14 protein-coding genes are annotated in these 16,306 nt (G+C 69.7%); 5 read left to right on the top strand and 9 right to left on the bottom strand.

Going from position 1 to position 16,306, the window contains the following annotated elements:
- A complete protein-coding gene (locus ACV7NN_RS16970; protein WP_463350731.1) occupies positions 1 to 1,083 on the top strand; it encodes a glycosyltransferase family 2 protein in 1,083 nt (360 codons plus the stop codon).
- A gap of 27 nt (positions 1,084 to 1,110) precedes the next feature.
- On the opposite strand, the gene ACV7NN_RS16975 is transcribed toward ACV7NN_RS16970, so the two are convergent.
- The 3 genes from ACV7NN_RS16975 to ACV7NN_RS16985 are packed head-to-tail and all read right to left on the bottom strand — an operon-like array spanning position 1,111 to position 3,448.
- Positions 1,111 to 2,238, bottom strand: coding sequence for a glycosyltransferase family protein (locus ACV7NN_RS16975; protein ID WP_463350732.1), 1,128 nt, complete (start codon positions 2,236 to 2,238; stop codon positions 1,111 to 1,113).
- 58 nt (positions 2,239 to 2,296) lie between these two features.
- Positions 2,297 to 3,157, bottom strand: a complete 861-nt coding sequence (locus ACV7NN_RS16980) for a DNA-formamidopyrimidine glycosylase family protein (RefSeq protein ID WP_463350733.1) — start codon at positions 3,155 to 3,157, stop codon at positions 2,297 to 2,299.
- 42 nt (positions 3,158 to 3,199) lie between these two features.
- Positions 3,200 to 3,448 carry an SCO4226 family nickel-binding protein gene (locus tag ACV7NN_RS16985; protein WP_463350734.1) on the bottom strand — a complete coding sequence of 83 codons (249 nt, stop codon included), beginning with the start codon at positions 3,446 to 3,448 and terminating at the stop codon, positions 3,200 to 3,202.
- Between the two features lie 129 nt (positions 3,449 to 3,577).
- On the opposite strand from ACV7NN_RS16985, the gene ACV7NN_RS16990 reads away from it, so the two are divergent.
- Complete coding sequence (locus tag ACV7NN_RS16990) at positions 3,578 to 6,448, top strand: ATP-binding protein (RefSeq protein ID WP_463350735.1); 2,871 nt, start codon at positions 3,578 to 3,580, stop codon at positions 6,446 to 6,448.
- 47 nt (positions 6,449 to 6,495) lie between these two features.
- Here the strand turns inward: ACV7NN_RS16990 and ACV7NN_RS16995 are convergent, their stop codons facing one another.
- Both ACV7NN_RS16995 and ACV7NN_RS17000 read right to left on the bottom strand, forming a co-directional pair.
- Positions 6,496 to 7,119, bottom strand: a complete 624-nt coding sequence (locus ACV7NN_RS16995) for a LysE/ArgO family amino acid transporter (protein ID WP_463350736.1) — start codon at positions 7,117 to 7,119, stop codon at positions 6,496 to 6,498.
- A gap of 21 nt (positions 7,120 to 7,140) precedes the next feature.
- Positions 7,141 to 10,053: an aminotransferase gene (locus ACV7NN_RS17000; protein ID WP_463350737.1), complete on the bottom strand. Its 2,913-nt coding sequence runs from the start codon at positions 10,051 to 10,053 to the stop codon at positions 7,141 to 7,143.
- 95 nt (positions 10,054 to 10,148) lie between these two features.
- Here ACV7NN_RS17000 and ACV7NN_RS17005 point away from each other — a divergent pair, with 95 nt between their 5' ends.
- Both ACV7NN_RS17005 and ACV7NN_RS17010 read left to right on the top strand, forming a co-directional pair.
- Positions 10,149 to 11,042, top strand: a complete 894-nt coding sequence (locus tag ACV7NN_RS17005) for an SDR family oxidoreductase (RefSeq protein ID WP_463350738.1) — start codon at positions 10,149 to 10,151, stop codon at positions 11,040 to 11,042.
- A 73-nt stretch (positions 11,043 to 11,115) separates the two neighbouring features.
- Positions 11,116 to 11,487, top strand: a complete 372-nt coding sequence (locus tag ACV7NN_RS17010; RefSeq protein ID WP_463350739.1) for a DUF3054 domain-containing protein — start codon at positions 11,116 to 11,118, stop codon at positions 11,485 to 11,487.
- 30 nt (positions 11,488 to 11,517) lie between these two features.
- Here the strand turns inward: ACV7NN_RS17010 and ACV7NN_RS17015 are convergent, their stop codons facing one another.
- Genes ACV7NN_RS17015 through ACV7NN_RS17025 form a run of 3 tightly spaced genes read right to left on the bottom strand, consistent with a single transcriptional unit; the run spans position 11,518 to position 14,722 of the window.
- Positions 11,518 to 12,630, bottom strand: coding sequence for a M24 family metallopeptidase (locus ACV7NN_RS17015; protein WP_463350740.1), 1,113 nt, complete (start codon positions 12,628 to 12,630; stop codon positions 11,518 to 11,520).
- 34 nt (positions 12,631 to 12,664) lie between these two features.
- Entirely contained in the window at positions 12,665 to 13,846 is a 1,182-nt protein-coding gene (locus ACV7NN_RS17020; protein WP_463350741.1) for an acyl-CoA dehydrogenase family protein, read from the bottom strand.
- Between the two features lie 9 nt (positions 13,847 to 13,855).
- Positions 13,856 to 14,722: a DUF4349 domain-containing protein gene (locus ACV7NN_RS17025; RefSeq protein WP_463350742.1), complete on the bottom strand. Its 867-nt coding sequence runs from the start codon at positions 14,720 to 14,722 to the stop codon at positions 13,856 to 13,858.
- Between the two features lie 96 nt (positions 14,723 to 14,818).
- On the opposite strand from ACV7NN_RS17025, the gene ACV7NN_RS17030 reads away from it, so the two are divergent.
- Positions 14,819 to 15,613: an alpha/beta fold hydrolase gene (locus ACV7NN_RS17030; protein WP_463350743.1), complete on the top strand. Its 795-nt coding sequence runs from the start codon at positions 14,819 to 14,821 to the stop codon at positions 15,611 to 15,613.
- 9 nt (positions 15,614 to 15,622) lie between these two features.
- On the opposite strand, the gene ACV7NN_RS17035 is transcribed toward ACV7NN_RS17030, so the two are convergent.
- A complete protein-coding gene (locus ACV7NN_RS17035) occupies positions 15,623 to 16,252 on the bottom strand; it encodes a TetR/AcrR family transcriptional regulator (protein WP_463350744.1) in 630 nt (209 codons plus the stop codon).
- Positions 16,253 to 16,306 lie beyond the last annotated feature (54 nt).

The following is a 16,306-nucleotide window of genomic DNA, read 5'->3' on the forward strand; positions in this document are numbered from 1 at the left end:
ATGGCCGATCCCCTGATCGACATGGTGATCGCCATCCACGACCCGGGGCGGCCCATCGCACGCGCGGTCCGCTCGGTGATCGCGTCGGGTGTCCGGCTCTCCGGCAACGGTGGGCTCCGCATCACCGTCGTCTGCCACAACCTCGAGGCGGGAACCATCGCAGGGGTCCTGGGGGAGGAGCTTGCCGGTCAGGTGCGGCTCCTCGAACTCCGCGACGGCATCCACAGCCCTGCCGGACCCTTCAACGCGGGACTGGCGGCAGCCTCCGGCCGTTTCGTCTCGATCATGGGATCGGACGACACCCTCGAGCCCGGCGCTCTCGCGGCGTGGCACGAGCTGGCCGGCGAATCGGTCGACGCGGTCATCGCGCCGCAAGCGCACGCGGACGGGTCCATCGTCAGGACTCCGCCGGTACGCCGGTTCCGCCGGGGCGCCCGCGACGCCGTGAAGGACCGCCTCTTCTATCGCACCGCACCGCTCGGGCTGATCCGGACATCCGTGCTGGAGCGCCTGCAGCTCGCCCTCACCGAGGGGCTGGCCTCGGGGGAGGACCAGAACTTCAGTGCACGCCTGTGGGCCGGATCGCGCGGCGTCCGCTATGCGGCACGAGCCCCGCGATACCTCGTCGGGGCAGACGCCGACACGCGGGTGAGCCTCACCTACCGGCCGATGGAGCAGGACCTGGCGTTCGTCGACCACCTGCTGGCCGATCCGTGGTTCGCCGGCCAGTCGGCGACCATCCACAGAGCCCTGGCGGTCAAGATCGCTCGGGTCCACCTCTTCTCGGCCGTCCTCACGCGCATCGAGAACGACCAGTGGGACGCCCAGGAGCATGCGTTCGTCGCGGGGCTCATCGGGCGGATGCGCGAAGCTGCTCCGGGATTCGAGCGGACTCTCTCGATCGCGGATGTCCGGGCCATCGACGCCGTGGCGGCCGTCGACTCCGGGTCCGAACGGATCGCGTCGCTGCTGCGGGCACGACGCCGCTTCGGGCGCCCGGCCGCGCTCTTCACGAAGCACCTGACGACGCAGCTGAGCGCCGACGCGCCCCTCCGGTTCATCGCGGCGTCCGCCCTGATGTGAGGACGTCGGCGCGCAGCTGTTCCGAGCTCACTCGTGCAGGAGCGCCCCGATCGCCGAGACCCACGCGGCCTGCTGCGACTCCGCGGAGAGATCTTTCGCCGCGGCGTCCGCCGCCTGCTTCCAGGACGCGACCCTCTCCGGTGTGAGCCCCCGGATCACCGAACGGAGCGACTCGACACTGAAGTCCGGGACGACCTGGCCGAGACCGTACTGCTCGAGGATCGAAACCATCTCGGGCGAGGGACCGATGATGAGGCCGAGCCTGGCCTGGACCGCCTCGAAGAACTTGTTCGGCAGGGCGTGCGCCAGGTTGAAGTTGGTCGGCGGAAGGAAGGTCAGCGACACGTCGTACTCCGCGAGCGTGTCGACCAGCTGGGCATACGGCACGGGTTCGCGGAACCGGAGTGCCGGGACGCCTTCGGCCCGGGTCTTCAGCTCCGCCACGTAGTCGGGCTCGTGCGGCATGACGATCATGTCGAGGGTCACGTTCTCCGGGGCGTCCTTCATGGCCTCGATGAAGTTCTCGAGGCGGCGGTAGCGCTGGCCGGCGGCCGAATGGATCAACCGGATGGGCGCGTGGACCGGCTTCGGAGTGCGGTCCGAGTACGGCGCGGCATTCGTGACCACGCCCATCCGCACTCCGTAGTCCGCTTCGTACCGGTCCGCGATGCCCCGGGCGACCGTCGTCGCCGAAGCCAGGTCTTTCAGATAGGTGCGGCAGAGCCACCGCATGAACGGTGCGACCGTGAGCCGCCAGCGGAGGTCGTCGTCCTTCTCCTTCGGGGCGAACTCGTGCAGGTCGCCGTGGACGCCGAACGTCGGTGCCAGGGACAGGGCGAGAGGGATGGCGTTGAGGTCGTTGGCGAGGATGCCGTCGAAGCTCCGGCCGGCGAGCAGGGGCTTCGCCGCCGCAACCGCCTTGATGTTCCAATAGGCGCGTTCGAAGCGCCGGGTGGCGACGGCAACCCTGTCATCCACCCACGCGCGCGCATCTCCGGGAACCTCGATGTGTTCGACGACGCCCTCGGGAGCTTCACCGAAACCGCACGTGGTCACGTCGTAGTGCGGTGTGAACAATTGGACCTGCTTCAGCACCCTCGGATCGGATCGGATCGGCGAGAACGACAGGATCAGCAGGGAGGGGCGACTCGACATACGACGATCCTCCCATTTCCCGGCGCCCGCTCGTCGTCGGCGGGACCGGGGAGTGCACCTATTTGAGCAGCCTTGAGAGCACCCGGTCGGCGAGCGGCTTGCCGCCGGTCTGGCAGGTCGGGCAGTACTGCAGCGTCGAATCGTGGAAGATCACCTGCCGCACCGTGTCGCCACAGACCGGGCAGGGCTCGCCGAACCGGCCGTGGACCTGCAGGCCGGACTTCTTCTCGCGCTTCAGCTCAGAGGCCGCGAGCCCGTCGGCCCGCGCGATCGCCTCGCGCAGCGTCGACTGCATCGCGGCGTAGAGACGGGACACCTCGTCGTCGCTCATGGTAGCGGGCTTGAACGGCGACATCTTCGCGGTGTGCAGGATCTCGTCGGAGTACGCGTTGCCGATGCCTGCGATGATGCCCTGGTTGCGCAGTACGCCCTTGATCTGGGCCCGTCCGGCTGCCGCGAGGATCGCGGCGAACGCCGCCTCGGTGAAATCGTCGGAGAGCGGATCAGGACCGAGCCGGGCGATTCCGGGAACGTCGGAGGGATCGCGCACCACGTAGACCGCGAGGCTCTTCTTGGTGCCGGCCTCGGTGATGTCGATGCCAGACCCGTCGTCGAGTACCAGCCGGGCGGCGAGCGGTCCGCGACCCAGCCCCTTCATCGGCGCTGGCGCGTTCTCGCGCCAGCGGATCCAGCCCGCCCGCGCGAGGTGCATCACCAGGTGAAGGTCGCCGACCGCGATGTCGAGGAATTTGCCGTGCCGGCTGACCCCGCGGATCGTCTGCCCGGAGAGTGCGGAGACGGGTGGATCGAACGTCTTCAGGACGGCGAACGAGACCACGTCGAAACGATCGAGGATGCGCCCGGACAGGCGCGTGCCGAGATCGGCGGCAAGCGCGTTGACCTCGGGAAGCTCAGGCACCATCCCATTCTGCGCCATGCCGCCGACACGACGGCGGAACCGTCAGACCTCGACGGCGATCTCGTACACTTCGGCGGTCGGGTGGCCGGTGCGCTCGTGGATGCGCATCACCGCTTCCTTCGTCGGCCCCTCCGAGAGGCAGAACGCTTTGCCGGCCTCCGGATCGAGCCAGGCCTTGATGAAGTGGACGCCTTCGTCGCCCTCGATCGCGAGGTCGGCCGCGTGCGCTTCTGCGAGCTCGTCGGCGGTGACGCCGACGAAGCCTTCGTGCACATCCATGAACGTTGACATCGGTGGATCCTTTCGGTGAGTGGTGCTGCGGCCGGTCCCGGCGCGTGTTCCCAGTGTCGATCCGGTCGGATGCCCGGACATCGGTCATCCGACCGATCATCCGCGGACCAGGCGGCGGTACCATGTGGCATGCCCACTGAGGGAATCTCAGCTGCGGAGCAGATCCGAATCTCACCCGTCCCCGTGGGGCGGGACGACCTGTTGGCGCTCGCCGACCGTCGCTGGGCGGCGGCGGCCTCCGGAACGGGCCATCTCCTGCTGCTCGCCGGCGAAGCCGGGATCGGCAAGTCGCGGCTCCTCGACGACATCGCGGACCGCATCCCAGGAAGCGCCCGACGCTTCGACGCGTCGGCGTTCCGGCGCGGAACGGAGATCGTGGGCGGGGTCCTGCTCGAACTTGCTGCCGACCTGCGACGTGCGAAGGAGGCGGACGTCTCCGATCGTCTGCGCACGCTCATCTTCGCGGGTGCGGAAGGCGGCGACACGGCCCGCCGGCGCCGCGTGCTGGTGACCGAGCTCGCCGACATCGTCAGCGAATTCCTCGATACCAGTGGACCAGCACTGCTGCGGTTCGAGGACCTGCACTGGGCCGACGAGCTGAGCCTCGACGTGCTCGAGCGGGTTGCCGTCTCGCTCCGGGAGACCTCCGCACTCGTGGTCGCGACCTATCGCACCGAGGAACTGTTCCCCGGTACGCCGCTGCGCCAGTGGCGCGACCGTCTCGTCGGGCAGCGCCTCGCGGAGGAGGCGCACGTGCGGCGCCTCGACCGTGCGACGACGGCCCAGCTCGCCGAGGCGATCACAGGCACCGTTCTCCCGTCCGTGTACGTGGACCAGCTCTACGCGCGCAGCGACGGCATCCCCCTGCATGTGGAAGAGCTGATCGCGGCCGGCGCGGTCAGCCGCGTGCCCGGCTCGGTCGCCGAGGCCGTGCTGCTCGGCCGCGGCGCCCTCAGCCCGCATGCCCGCACGCTCGTCGACGCGGCGGCCGTCATCGGGCGCTCGTTCGACATCGACGTGCTCGCCGGAACCGTCGGCGAGTCGGTAGACGACCTCGACGGGGGCCTCACCGAGCTGCTCGATCGCCACGTCATCGTCTCGACGGGCGACGGGACGAACTTCGACTTCCGCCACGCGATGATCCGCGACACGATCTATGAGAGCATCCCGCCCAGCAGGAGGCGCCGCCTTCACGAGGCAGCGGGCGTGGCCGCGATCGTCGCACAGTACTGCTACGCCGACGTCTCCGACCACTACGAGCGGGCGAACCTGCCGGACATCGCCTACGGGCACGCGCTCTTCGCCGCGGCCGACGCCGCCCGGGTCTCGGCGCACCGGGAGGCGGCCACGCTGTACGAGCGCGCCCGCCGCACTGCGCCATCCGGACTCCCGACGGCGGAGCGGGCCGACCTTCACGCGCAGCTGGCGACCGAGCTCGCCGCCGTCGATGAGAACGAGGAGGCCGCTGCGGCGTTCGCGACGGCGATCGATCTCTTCCGTTCGGCGGGTGACGAGGCCGCTGCGGCCCGACTCGTTCCCCGGTTGATGTCGGCGAGGCACCTCGTCGGCGATCCGCTCGAGACGCGCACCAGGCTGGCACTGGACGCGCTCGCCCGGCTGAACGGCGAATCCGTCGACCAGGAGACCGTGCCTCCGCTCGTACGGTTCGAGCTGTTCGCAGCGCTCGCAGCGGCCTACATGCTCGACCGGCGGCTCTACACGGCGATCGAGTACGGCACGAACGCGGCCGCCATCCGCCTCCCGCTCGATCCGGACGACGTCGCAACGATCGCTGCGCGTGTGAACCTCGATGCGACGCTGGGATCCGTCCTCGTCTTCGCCGGACGGATGGAGGAAGGATGGCGCCTCCTTGAGAAGGCGATCACCACGGGGCGGAAGGCCGGGGTCGAGGCGGAGACCGCGCGCGCGTTCCGGATGCTGGGGTCGAGCGCCTCGGTCCTCGTCGAATACGACCGCGCCGAACGGTGGCTGGAGGAGGGGCTGGAGTACACGGAGCGGACGGAGCGATGGAACGACCACCATTACCTGGTCTCGCACCTCGCTCATGTCTGCTGGGCCCGCGGTGATTGGCCGCGCGCAGACCACGAGGCGCGGCGGGCGCTGGCCGACGGCCGCGGGGGGATCACGACTCGCGTGACCGCACTGATCGTGCTCGGCTATCTGGCCGTCGGGCGCGGCGACCGTGCGGCAGCTCATACGGTCCTCGACGAGGCCCGTGCGATCGGCGAGCACATGAACGAACTCCAGCGACTCTCGCCTGCGTTGTGGGGACTCGCTGAACTCGCGGTCCAGGAGGGGCGTGCCCAGGATGCGGTCGAACTGTGCGAGCGGGCCCTCGCCGGTTCCGAGCGCGTCGGCGACGCCGCCTACCTGTTCCCGTTCCTGGTCACCGGCGTCCGCGCCCACCTCGCGCTCCACGAAGTGACCGCTGCCCGGGACTGGATCGCGCGCTGCGAGAAACTTCTCACCGCTCGCGGCATCCCGGGGACCCTGCCCGCTCTCGATCACGCCCACGGGCTGCTGGCGCTGGGTGCGGCCCACTGGGTCCAGGCGCGCGATCGCCTGGAGGCGGCCCGCTCCGGCTGGGAGGCGCGTGACCGGTTCTGGGAGTCGGCGGAGGCATCCATCGATCTCGCGACGGCGCTGAACCGTTCCCGGCGGGGGAGAGAGGCGACCGCGGCACTCGAGCGGGGCCGCCTGCTCGCCCGGAACGCCGGCGCGCGGGCTCTCGAACTGAGAGCCGACGCGATGAATGTGCGCCCCGCCGCCGCACCGGGTATCGCCCCGTTGTCCGAGCGCGAGTTCGAGGTCGCCGGACTGATCGCCGCCGGAGCCACCAACAAGGAGATCGCGGCCAGCCTGACGATCGCCCCCAAGACGGTGGGCGCCCATGTCGAGCACATCCTGGCCAAACTCGACGCGGCGAGGCGCTCGGAGATCGCCGCCTGGGTGGCCGAGCACCGGGTCGACGCGCGCTAGGCAGTACACCTAGGTCGCTACGGCTGGGCGGGAGCCCGGCGCCGCGGTCAGGCCGGGACGACGAGGAGCACGGCGAGTGTCACCATCAGCACGGCGACGCCCGCATCGAGGATGCGCCAGGCGATCGGGCGGGCGAAGAGCGGGGCGAGGAACCGTGCCCCGAACCCGAGCGCCGCGAACCAGATCGTGCTGGCGAGGAGCGCGCCGAGACCGAAGAACCAGCGTCCGGGGTCGCCGTGCGGGGTCGCCAGCGACCCGAGCAGTACGACCGTGTCCAGATAGACATGGGGGTTGAGCCAGGTGAGCGCGACGCAGGTGAGGACAGCGGAGGCGAGGGAGGTACGCACGGTGCTCCCGCCCGTGTCGAGCCGCTCGGGGCGGAACGCCCGGCGGGCCGCGAGGATGCCGTAGAAGACGAGGAAGGCGAAGCCGACCCAGCGCACGACCTCGAGTGCGGCGGGTGCTGCAGTCACGAGTCCGCCGATGCCGGCGATCCCGAGAGCGATGAGGATGCCGTCGCTGACGATGCAGATGAGGACGATGGGGAGCACATGCTCCCGACGCAGGCCCTGCCGCAGCACGAAGGCGTTCTGCGCCCCGATTGCGATGATCAGCGATGCCCCGGCCGCGAGGCCCGCGAGGACGGTCGCGATGATGGCAGCAGACGGCATGTACTCGACGCTAGCTGACGGTCAGTCCGCCAGCACCCGCTCGAGGGCGTCGGCGAAGAAGTCCGCGGCGTCGATCGTGAGGCAGAGCGGCGGCTTGATCTTCAGCACGTTCTTGTGGTCGCCGGTCGGCTGCACGATGCATCCTTCGGCAAGCAGGGCGTCGCAGATGCGCGCCGCCTCGGCGCCCGCCGGCTCGAGGGTCACGGGGTCCCGCACGAGTTCGACACCGAGATAGAGGCCGAGCCCGTGGACGGCGCCGATGAGCGGGAAACGGATGGCGAGCTCCCGCAAGCGCCGGGCGAGGTGCGCACCGACGATCCGCGCGTTCTCCTGCAGGTCTTCGTCGCGCATGATGTCCAGCACGGTGAGTCCGACCGTTGCGCTGACCGGGCTGCCGCCGGCGGACGAGAAGAAACTGCCCTCGGCGGCGAAGCGCTCGGCGATCGCACGCGTCGTGAGAACTGCACCGAGCGGATGACCGTTGCCCATCGCCTTCGCGACGGTGATGATGTCGGGGACCACGCCCTGCTGCTCGCTGCCCCAGAAATATTCGCCCAGCCGGCCGTAGCCGACCTGCACTTCGTCGGCGATGCAGACCCCTCCGCGGCGGCGGACCAGTTCGAACGCACCGGCCAGGTACCCGTCGGGGAGCATCACCCCGCCGGCGTTGCCGAAGACGGGTTCGGCGATGAATCCGGCGAGTCCGGCACCGTCGCGGTCGAGCTCTTCGAGGTCGCGTGCGAGGTCGGCCAGGTAGCCGGCAGCGGCATCGGGTCCGCGATACTTTCCGCGGTAGCTGTGCGGCGGCTCGACGAGCCGCACCCAGTCCGGACGGGTCTCGAGCGCGCGCGGGTTGTCGCCGATCGACGAGGAGACGGCATCCGCACCCACGGTCCAGCCGTGGTACGCCTCGCGCACGGCCAGGATCGTGCGTTGCCCGGTGACGGTCTGCGCGAGACGGAGCGCCAGGTCGACCGCCTCGCTGCCGCTGTTCACCAGGAAGACGGTGTCGAGCGGGTCGGGGGCGAGGTCGGCGAGCCGCGATGTGAAGGCGGAGAGCTCCGCGTAATGGAACCGCGAGTTCGTGTTGAGCAACGCCCACTGGTCGCGCACGGCTCTGACGAGTCGCGGGTGCGCGTGGCCCACAGCGGTCACGTTGTTCACCATGTCCAGGTAGGTCTGGCCGCGGGTGTCGATGAGGTGGTGGCGCCAGCCGCGTTCGATCTGCGGCGGATGCGCGTAGTAGTGCTCCTGCACACGCGCGAACGTCGCGTCGCGGAGTTCGAGCAGGGCCTCCGGGTCGGCACTCGGGGCCGCCGGCTCGATTCCGAACAGCGTGGAGGGGTCGGGGCTGACCTGCCGCCACGCACGTTCGGCGCCGGGCCGCACGAACGCGGGGGGCCGATGCCCGGGGAGGCGTGAGAGCTGGACCGTCAACTGCGCGGTCGTGCCGATCGGGTCGCCCGCTCCGACCTCGCGGGGTGCGTCGCCCCTGGTCTCGCCGCCCCGGGTCTCGGCGCCGCGGGCCAGCCCGTCGATCCAGACGTCGACGCCTGCGCCCTCGATGACCAAGGAATCGCCGTGGGGGCGGAGAAGCCCTGCGACGGGTGCGTGCACCACGGTCCCCTCGGGGACGCGCGCCGTGACGGCCAGTGCGAACGTCGGGGCGGGGAGGGAGGACTGCAGGACGGAGTGCGAGAGTCGGTACTCTCCGTAGCGGGTGACAGCGGCACCGGTGGAGCGATGCGTGCTCTCCAGCAGTTCGCCCTCGATGCCCGGCTCCAGCCAGCGGCCGTCCTCGAGAAGGTTGCTGGTCACCGAGAGGTCGAGCACATTGTCGGCGCGCAGGTCGAGGCGGAACATCCGTGCGGCCTCCGGTGCGGGAGCAGAGTTCGTGCGCTGCAGTCGCCACCGGATGAGGGACTCCGCCTCGTCGGGGTCGACGCGGCGGGCGACGGTGAAGACCAGCCATTCGTGGGCGCGGTTCTCGTCGGCGTAGGTGTTCAACGCATCCACGGCGACCTGCTGCTCGCCGCTGACGACGAGGACGGCGGCCCGGAGGACCACGAGCGGCCAGAGCGCCGCGATCTCGGGGTCCGTCAGCGGGACGTGCGCTGCGAAGGCGTCGATCGTCTCCAGGGCGCGCAGCGGGTCGGTCGGCACATGGTGCAGCGCGGATGCGACGGCGACGGCGAGTTCAGCGACGACCCAGCTGCGGGACACGTCGCCGAAGTCGATCACGCCGGCGGGCGCATCCGGATTCCGCGGATCGACGACGATGTTGTCGTCGGTCACGTCACCGTGGATGACAGCAGTCCGCAGGGTTTCGCGCAACGGTTCGAGACGGTCGAGGGCGGCCAGCGCCGTCTCCTGGACCATCCGGCGTCGTGCCGGCTGCGCGACATGCTCGGCCAGGTGCTCGACGACCTGCCCGGCGATCCGCAGGTCCCACTGGGTCGACCGCTCCGTGCCGGCGTGATCGAACTCCATCAGCCCTGCGGCGACGCGCCCGGCGATATCCCCGAGGGCGCGGAGTTGCGCATCCGACAGGTCGCCCTCGCCGGTCAGGGGTTCGCCCTCGACATAGGTGAGAAGCCGCGCGATCAGCGACTGGCCGCCGAGCTCGACGACCTGCAGGTCGGCCCCGTCCAGCCCGGGAAGGGCGCGCGGTGCGATCACCTCGCGCTCGTGGAGGACTCCCATGGCCAGGTTCTGCGCGGCGAGCTCGTCGGGGGAGAAGACCGGGTTGGCGATCTTGAGGACGAAGCGGCCGTCGGCGTTGGCGATGCGGAAGTTGCGATCCTGCTGGCTCCCCAGCTCGGCGACATCGCCCGTCACGCCGAAGCGTTCGGTGGCGATGGCGAGCGCCTCGCTCGCGGTCACCGACGGCCGCGGCAGGTCGGATCGCTGGGCGAGGAAATCGAAATTCGGCACGGTTCTCTCTCGTCTTCGGGGTGGGGCACGCTGGTGTCCGACCAGTATGATCTACCTCCTGTACGTCCATCCACACGCACCGCCTGGGGGCCGCGATGACAGAACAGACACTTCCGCTGCGCGGGCGGGCGGCGATCGTCACCGGCGTCTCGCGCCGCCGCGGCATCGGCTTCGCGATCGCCCGGCGCCTCGCCGAGCTGGGCGCCGACCTGTTCGTCCATCACTACTCGGCACACGACAGCGCCCTGCCGTGGGGCGCCGACGACCTCGACGCCGTGTTCGCCGAACTCCGTGCGGCGCAGCATCCGGAGGCCACATTCGGGCAGCTGAACGCCGACCTGGCCGTGGCGGACTCGGCGGCTGCGATCGTGAGGGCGGCGACGGATGCGGTCGGCAGCCCGCGCATCCTCGTGTGCAACCACGCGCGCAGCGGTGGCGACGGTTCGATCTTCGACATGACGGCCGAGCGCCTCGACGGCCACTGGTCGGTCAACACGCGAGCGACGCTGCTGCTCACCCGCGCCTTCGCCGAGCAGTTCTCGGGCGCCGGGGTGGCCGACGGACGCGAGAGGTCCGAGCCGACAGCGCCCGGTGTCCGGCAGGAGACCGCCGGACCGTTCGACGAGTTCCGCACGGGACGGGTGTTCTGGATGACGTCGGGCCAGCAGGACGGCCCGATGCCGGGAGAGGTCGCGTACGCCGCGAGCAAAGCAGCGCTCGCCGGGCTCACCGCCACGGTGGCCAGCGAGCTGCTCACCCGCGGGATCCTGCTGAACACGATCAACCCGGGACCGGTCAACACGGGCTACCTCGACCCAGAGACGACGGACAGGCCGCTGGGCGACCTGCAGGAGCGCCTCCGAGAGCTCCCGTTCGGACGCTTCGGGGCACCGGAGGATCCGGCCAGGTTGATCGGGTGGCTCGCCACCGACGAGGGTCGCTGGGTGGTCGGCCAAGTGATCACAAGCGACGGCGGATTCCGGCTCTGACGGCGGAACATCCGTTTCGCGACGGTGCGGGGTTGCCAGCCAACGCTCGGCCTGGAGTGCCTATGATCACTCTGTGAGGAACCCGGGGACAGTCGCGCTCGCGGCTGTGATCGACATCGCCGGGGTCGTCCTCTTCGTCCTGATCGGGCGGTCGAGCCACTCCGAGGACCTGAACACCATCGGTACCCTCGAAACGCTGTGGCCGTTCCTGGCCGGGCTCGCGCTCGGTTGGGTGCTGACGTTCGCGTGGCTGCGTCCGCTCGCGATCCTCTGGCCGGGGATGGCCATCTGGATCATCACCGTTGCGGCCGGGATGCTGTTCCGTGCGTCGGCCGGTCAGGGCGTCGACGTCGCGTTCGTGATCGTCGCGACCGTGTTCCTCGGCCTCTTCCTGGTCGGGTGGCGCGTGATCGCCATGCCGATCGCCCGTCGCAGGGTCGCCTGACCGTCGCAGCCGGTCCGGGTCGCCGCCGGCCTAGTCGACGAGCTGCAGGTCGTGGGTGGTGTTGTTGAGCCTGCGGGCGCCCTCGGCGGTCGCGACGACGATGTCCTCGATCCGCACCCCGAAGCGTTCCGGAAGATAGATCCCCGGCTCGATCGAGAAGCACATGCCCGCCTCGATCGGATGCTCCTCGCCCTCGACCATGTACGGCGGCTCGTGCGTCGTGAGGCCGATGCCGTGGCCGACGCGATGGATGAAGCGGTCGCCGTACCCCGCATCCGTGATGACCCGCCGCGCGACCCGGTCGATCTCCTGGCAGGGGACGCCGACCGCGACCGCCTCGAACGCCTCCTGGTGCGCCTGCCGGACGATCCCGTAGACGTCGCGCTCCTCGGCGGTCGGCTCGCCGACGTGGACCGTGCGGGTGGTGTCGGAACCGTAGCCGTCCTTCAGACCGCCGAAGTCGAGCACCACCATGTCGCCGTCTTCGATGACACGCTCGCCGGCCTCGTGGTGCGGGTTGGCGCCGTTCGGGCCGGAGCCGACGACCGTGAAGTCGACCTGGGAGTGCCCGTGCTCGCGCAGGAGTGCGGCAAGATCGGCGGCGACCTGGTTCTCGGTGCGCCCGGCGAAACGGACGCCGAGGATCTGCTCGAACGTCGCATCCGCCGCGGCGCCCGCGCCGGCCAGCCGTTCGATCTCGTCGTCGCCTTTGACCGCGCGCAGCATGGGGAGCGCGTTGGTCATCGCGGTGAAGTCGGCGCGGGGGAGCTTCTGCTGGAGGCCGAGGAGGTGCATCGCCCAGGTGGAGTCCGAGATCGCATAGCGTCCGTCCTCGGACAGCAGCCCGGCAGTGGGAACGTATTCGTCCGTGCCGTCCGACCAGTCGACGAGGCGAACCGCCTGCGCCCCGAGCGCCGCGGCGGCGCTGTCGTGCTCGAGGATCGGCACCACCATGCTCGGCGCCCCGTCGGCAGGAATGACGAGAAGCGTGATCCGCTCGGTCGTCGCGACCGGCAGGTAGTCGAGAAAGTAGGCGAGATCGGGCCCGGGCGCGATCAGCAGACCGTCGAACCCGGCCTCCTTCGCGTGCGCGGCCCCGCGCTCCAGGCGGGCGACGTAGTCGTCGGCGGTGAACTGTCGCATGGTGATGCTCCTCGTCTTCGAGCGGGTGTGCCTCTTAATCGCGCGGGTCGTCGAGCGGACCGAGGTACGCGTTGGCCACGGTCGAGTGCGCGGACTCGGCATCCGACGGGTGGAAGATCCCGGCGAGCACGTCGCGGTACAGGCGGCCCAGCTCGCTGCTCGCGAAATAGGTGGAGCCCCCGCTGACCCGGACGGCCTGGTCGACGACGTGCCTGGCCGTCTCCGTCGCGCGGATCTTCAGGCCGACGAGCCGGGGGAACCACAGGCTGCCATGGTCGACGCGCTCATCGACATCGCGAGCCAACGAGTCCAGCTGCGGATACAGTGCGTCCTGCGCGATCGCAGCATCCGCGACCCGCCACCGGATGTCCGGGTCCTGTGCGTAGGTGCGTCCTTCGTTCTTGAGAGAGGTTCGGCGGCGGGCGGCCGCGACGGCAAGTTCCAGCGCGCGGGCACCGATGCCTGTGTAGACGGCGGCGAGCAGGATCTCGAAGCTCGCGAAGATCGCGAAGACGAGAGAATCGGGGTTCGGCCCTGGGTCGAGCCTGCGAACGATCCGGTCGGCCGGTGCGAGCGCGCCGTCGAGCACGGTGGTGTTGCTCTGGCTCGCCCGCATGCCGATGGTGTCCCAGTCCTCCCTGACCTCGAACCCGCCGCCTGCGCGTGTGAGGAACCCGTAGACGATCTTGGGGGCGTCGGCGCTGGTCGTGTCGAGCCCCATTGTGCCGAGGCGCGTCCAGGCGGGGGAGAGGGAGGTGAAGATCTTGGTGCCGAAGAAGCGGTAGCCGCCGTCGGGCTCGGGCCGCGCATCCGTCGTCGACCCGAACAGCACCAGATCGTTGCCCGCCTCGCTCAGCCCGAACGCGAAGATCTCGCCGGAGCCGGCCTCACGCAGGACGAAATCGAGGGACTCGTCGCCGCGGTCGTGGAGAACCTTGGCAACCCCGGTCCAGACCAGGTGCATGTTCACGGCGAGCGCCGTCGCCGGGGCCGCCGACGCCAGCCGGACCTGCTCGCGCGCGGTGCGCTCGAGGCTCAGTCCGAGGCCGCCGAACTCGACGGGGACGAGGGCCTTCAGGTAGCCGAGCTCGACCAGTTCGGCCAGGTCGTCGTCGAAGAACGTGTTCTCCCGGTCGAAACCGGCGGCGCGCGATCGGATGCGCTCGATCAGCTCGTCGGTCAGCAGCGGTTCGGCAGGGTGCGCGCTTTCGGTCACGTCCCAAGCCTACGCAGCAGCGCCGCGCTTGCGCCCGATCCAGCGGACGATCCACCACGCGATTCCGCCGAGGATTCCGAGCACCACCAGCCACGGGAGCACAGCCCCCAGGGCCACCAGGAGCCCGTTGACGGTGGCGACGAGAGCGTTCCAGCCGGCGGTCAGTCCGCTCCAGAACGTGGTCGGCGACACGGCGGGCACTGCGCCCTTCGCATGGAAGTCGATGGTGATCGTCGACATCGCGACCTGGTCTGCCAGGGCTTTCTGCTGCGCGCGCAGGCTGTCGAGCTGCCCCTGCCGGTCGGAAAGGGTCGACTCGATCGTGATGAGATCCGCGGTGGTCGTGGCTTTGGCCATCAGGGCCAGCAGCCGGTCGACCGACGTCTGCAGTGCGGTGATGCGGCCGTCGATGTCCTTCGACTGCGCTGTGACGTCCGTCGCGTTCAGCGTGACCGACTCGACGGTGCCGAGACGCTTGAGGTCGGCGAGGGTGGCATCCAGGACGGACGACGGGATGCGCAGCACGAGTGTCGCCGTCGGCTTCTGCGTGTCGGTACCGGGCTGCTCCGAGCTGTTGTCGACGCGGCCTCCTGCTCCGAGGACGATCGCGGTGGCGCGGCCGGCGGCTGCGATGGGGTCCGTGACGGTCAGCGACACGGAGCCGGTGGTGACCACATCCCTGTTCGGTGAGATGACGGTGTCGCTCTTCGCCGCGGGATCGGCGACGGCGCCGGACGTATCCTGTGGTTTCGACTGCGCCGAGCCGCCCGAGCCGCCCGAGCCGCCCGAATCCGACGCTCCGCTGCCTCCTGTGCATCCCGCCAGCAGCAGTGCGGCGACCGCCAGCACTGCCGCGCCACCCCATATGCGCTTCATGGCATAAGAGTAGGAGCGTGCCCGGTCAGGCAGGGTCACGGTCCGGCGACGATCCGATCACGAAACGGTATCGCTGCGCGACGGCATAATGAGGGGATGGGGTGGCTGGCCGAGCGGACATGTGCGCTCGTCGGTCGCGGCGCTCCCATCCTCCACGTTGCAGGCGACGAGGGCGACGGTCCGGCCGTCGTCCTCGTCCACGGAATCGCCTCGTCCTCGGTGACCTTCCAGAATCTCGTGCCGTTGCTGGAGCCGACGCACCGCGTGATCTCGATCGACATCCTGGGCTTCGGGCGGTCGCCGGCGCCGCCGAATGCGCAGTACACGATCGAAGAGCACGTCGCCTCCCTGCACGCCACCCTCCGCTCGCTCCGGCTGCGGGACTTCGTACTGGTGGGGCACTCCCTCGGCAGCATGATCGTCGGGCGGTACGCCGCCGTCCACCCGGCGGGCATCACCCGGCTGGTCCTGGTCGGTCCGCCGGTGTACGGGTCGCCGAACGAGATCGGCGACCGGCGCGTGCGCAACCGGGTGAGCGCGTACCTCCGCGCGTACGAATACCTGCGCGCGAACAAGGACTTCACGATCTTCAACGCGTCGGTGCTGGCCAGGATGCTGCCCATCAAGGGCGTCTTCGAGATCACGGAGAAGAACTGGGACCCGTTCGTGAAATCGCTGGAGAACTGCATCGAATCACAGACGATCGTCAGCGACCTGGCCCGCGTTCGTGTTCCGGTCGAGGTGGTCTACGGATCGCTGGACGCGTTCATCGCGCCAGGGAGTCTCTCGGTCATCGAGGCGATGCGCCATGTGGAGATTCACCGGGTCGACGGGAACGACCACATCATCCGCAAGCGCCTGGCCAGGGTCGTAGCCGCCGCAATCGGCTGACGGGCGCGCCTAGAGCGGATGCTGCGAGCCGGCGGGTGAGCGCCCGAAGGTGGGCGTCATCGCCGCGATCGCGTTCAGGTAGGTGTCGCCGTCGAAGTGGAGGAAGATCGACGACTGCACGATGTAGCCCTGGACGACGCCGACGTAGACCCACGAGTAGAGTTCGGCGGCGCGCTCGGCGTCTTCTGCGGAGGCCCCGACATCTTCGAGGTACCAGCTGCGGACGTAGTCGGAGAAGATGCTCTTCACCCTCTCGCCGATCGTGGCGAGAGTCGTTCCGACCGCGGGTTCGACCGCAGCGTGCGCCCAGACCTGAACAAGGAGGCCCAGGTCGCCGATCTCGTGCTGGAGTCCGTTCACCACGACCCGGACGATCTCGCCGGGGGAGGGCATCGGCCGCTGGGCCTGTGCGGCTTCGATCTCGCCGAACTGGACGTCGAGGACCTCCCCGATCGCGAGGGTGATCAGCTCGTCCTTGTTCTTGTAGTTGCCGTAGATCGCGCCGGCGGACAGTCCGCTCTCGGCGATGATGTCGGCGATGGATGTCGCGGCGAACCCTTTGCGCGCGAAACAGCGGAGCGCGGCTCGCGCGATCTCGTGGCGGCGGGCCTCACGATGGGCCTCCGTGACCTTGGGCATGCTCCCACCTTAAAAAAGAACGTTCGTTCTTGACAAGTGGCACTCAGCGTAACA

Source organism: Leifsonia sp. Ger2509 (genome assembly GCF_055231915.1).